Below are 2175 nucleotides of genomic sequence, written 5' to 3' on the forward strand. Positions count from 1 at the left end.
AAGCCCCGGGGATATCTCATCTTAAGGCGAGTTTCCCGCTTAGATGCTTTCAGCGGTTATCTCTTCCGAACATAGCTACCCGGCGATGCCACTGGCGTGACAACCGGTACACCAGAGGTTCGTCCACTCCGGTCCTCTCGTACTAGGAGCAGCCCCCTTCAAATATCCAGCGCCCACGGCAGATAGGGACCAAACTGTCTCACGACGTTTTAAACCCAGCTCACGTACCTCTTTAAATGGCGAACAGCCATACCCTTGGGACCGGCTACAGCCCCAGGATGAGATGAGCCGACATCGAGGTGCCAAACACCGCCGTCGATATGAACTCTTGGGCGGTATCAGCCTGTTATCCCCAGAGTACCTTTTATCCGTTGAGCGATGGCCCTTCCATACAGAACCACCGGATCACTATGACCTGCTTTCGCACCTGCTCGACTTGTCGGTCTCGCAGTTAAGCACGCTTATGCCATTGCACTATCAGCACGATTTCCGACCGTACCTAGCGTACCTTCGTACTCCTCCGTTACACTTTGGGAGGAGACCGCCCCAGTCAAACTGCCTACCATGCACTGTCCCCGATCCGGATCACGGACCAAGGTTAGAACCTCAAACAGATCAGGGTGGTATTTCAAGGATGGCTCCACGCAGACTGGCGTCCACGCTTCACAGCCTCCCACCTATCCTACACAGACCGGTTCAAAGTCCAATGCAAAGCTACAGTAAAGGTTCATGGGGTCTTTCCGTCTAGCCGCGGGGAGATTGCATCATCACAAACACTTCAACTTCGCTGAGTCTCGGGAGGAGACAGTGTGGCCATCGTTACGCCATTCGTGCAGGTCGGAACTTACCCGACAAGGAATTTCGCTACCTTAGGACCGTTATAGTTACGGCCGCCGTTTACCGGGACTTCAATCAGGAGCTTGCACCCCATCATTTAATCTTCCGGCACCGGGCAGGCGTCACACCCTATACGTCCACTTTCGTGTTTGCAGAGTGCTGTGTTTTTATTAAACAGTCGCAGCCACCAGTTTATTGCAACCCCTTCACCCTCTGCGCGCAGGCGCATCAAGCTACAGGGGCGTACCTTATCCCGAAGTTACGGTACCAATTTGCCGAGTTCCTTCTCCCGAGTTCTCTCAAGCGCCTTAGAATACTCATCTCGCCCACCTGTGTCGGTTTGCGGTACGGTCAATGTTGAACTGAAGCTTAGAGGCTTTTCCTGGAACCACTTCCGATTGCTTCGTCGCCGAAGCGACTGGCCTCACACCCTTGAATTGCGCGCCCGGATTTGCCAAAGCGCCTTCTCCAATGCAAGGACCGGGACTTCCAACACCCGGACAACCTTCCGCGATCCGTCCCCCCATCGCATTCAACACTGGTGCAGGAATATTGACCTGCTTCCCATCAGCTACGCATTTCTGCCTCGCCTTAGGGGCCGACTCACCCTACGCCGATGAACGTTGCGTAGGAAACCTTGGGCTTACGGCGAGGGGGCCTTTCACCCCCTTTATCGCTACTCATGTCAGCATTCGCACTTCCGATACCTCCAGCACACTTTCCAGTGCACCTTCGCAGGCTTACGGAACGCTCTCCTACCATGCACATAAATGTGCATCCGCAGCTTCGGTATATGGCTTAGCCCCGTTACATCTTCCGCGCAGGACGACTCGATCAGTGAGCTATTACGCTTTCTTTAAAGGATGGCTGCTTCTAAGCCAACCTCCTGACTGTTTTAGCCTTCCCACTTCGTTTCCCACTTAGCCATATTTGGGGACCTTAGCTGGCGGTCTGGGTTGTTTCCCTCTTGACACCGGACGTTAGCACCCGATGTCTGTCTCCCGTGATTGCACTCTTCGGTATTCGGAGTTTGCTATGGCGTAGTAATCCGCAATGGACCCCACAACCATGACAGTGCTCTACCCCCGAAGGTGATACACGAGGCACTACCTAAATAGTTTTCGGAGAGAACCAGCTATTTCCAGGTTTGTTTAGCCTTTCACCCCTATCCACAGCTCATCCCCTAACTTTTCAACGTTAGTGGGTTCGGACCTCCAGTACGTGTTACCGCACCTTCATCCTGGCCATGGATAGATCACCTGGTTTCGGGTCTACACCCAGCGACTGGACGCCCTGTTCGGACTCGCTTTCGCTACGCCTGCCCTAATCGGTTAAGCT

Annotated in this window: 1 rRNA gene; it reads right to left on the bottom strand. The window is 53.9% G+C overall.

From position 1 onward, the window contains the following. Positions 1 to 2175: ribosomal RNA gene (locus A3AC_RS0128885) — 23S ribosomal RNA — on the bottom strand; the annotation flags it as partial.

The sequence above is a fragment of the Burkholderia sp. WSM2230 genome, assembly GCF_000472445.1.
Taxonomy (GTDB): domain Bacteria; phylum Pseudomonadota; class Gammaproteobacteria; order Burkholderiales; family Burkholderiaceae; genus Paraburkholderia.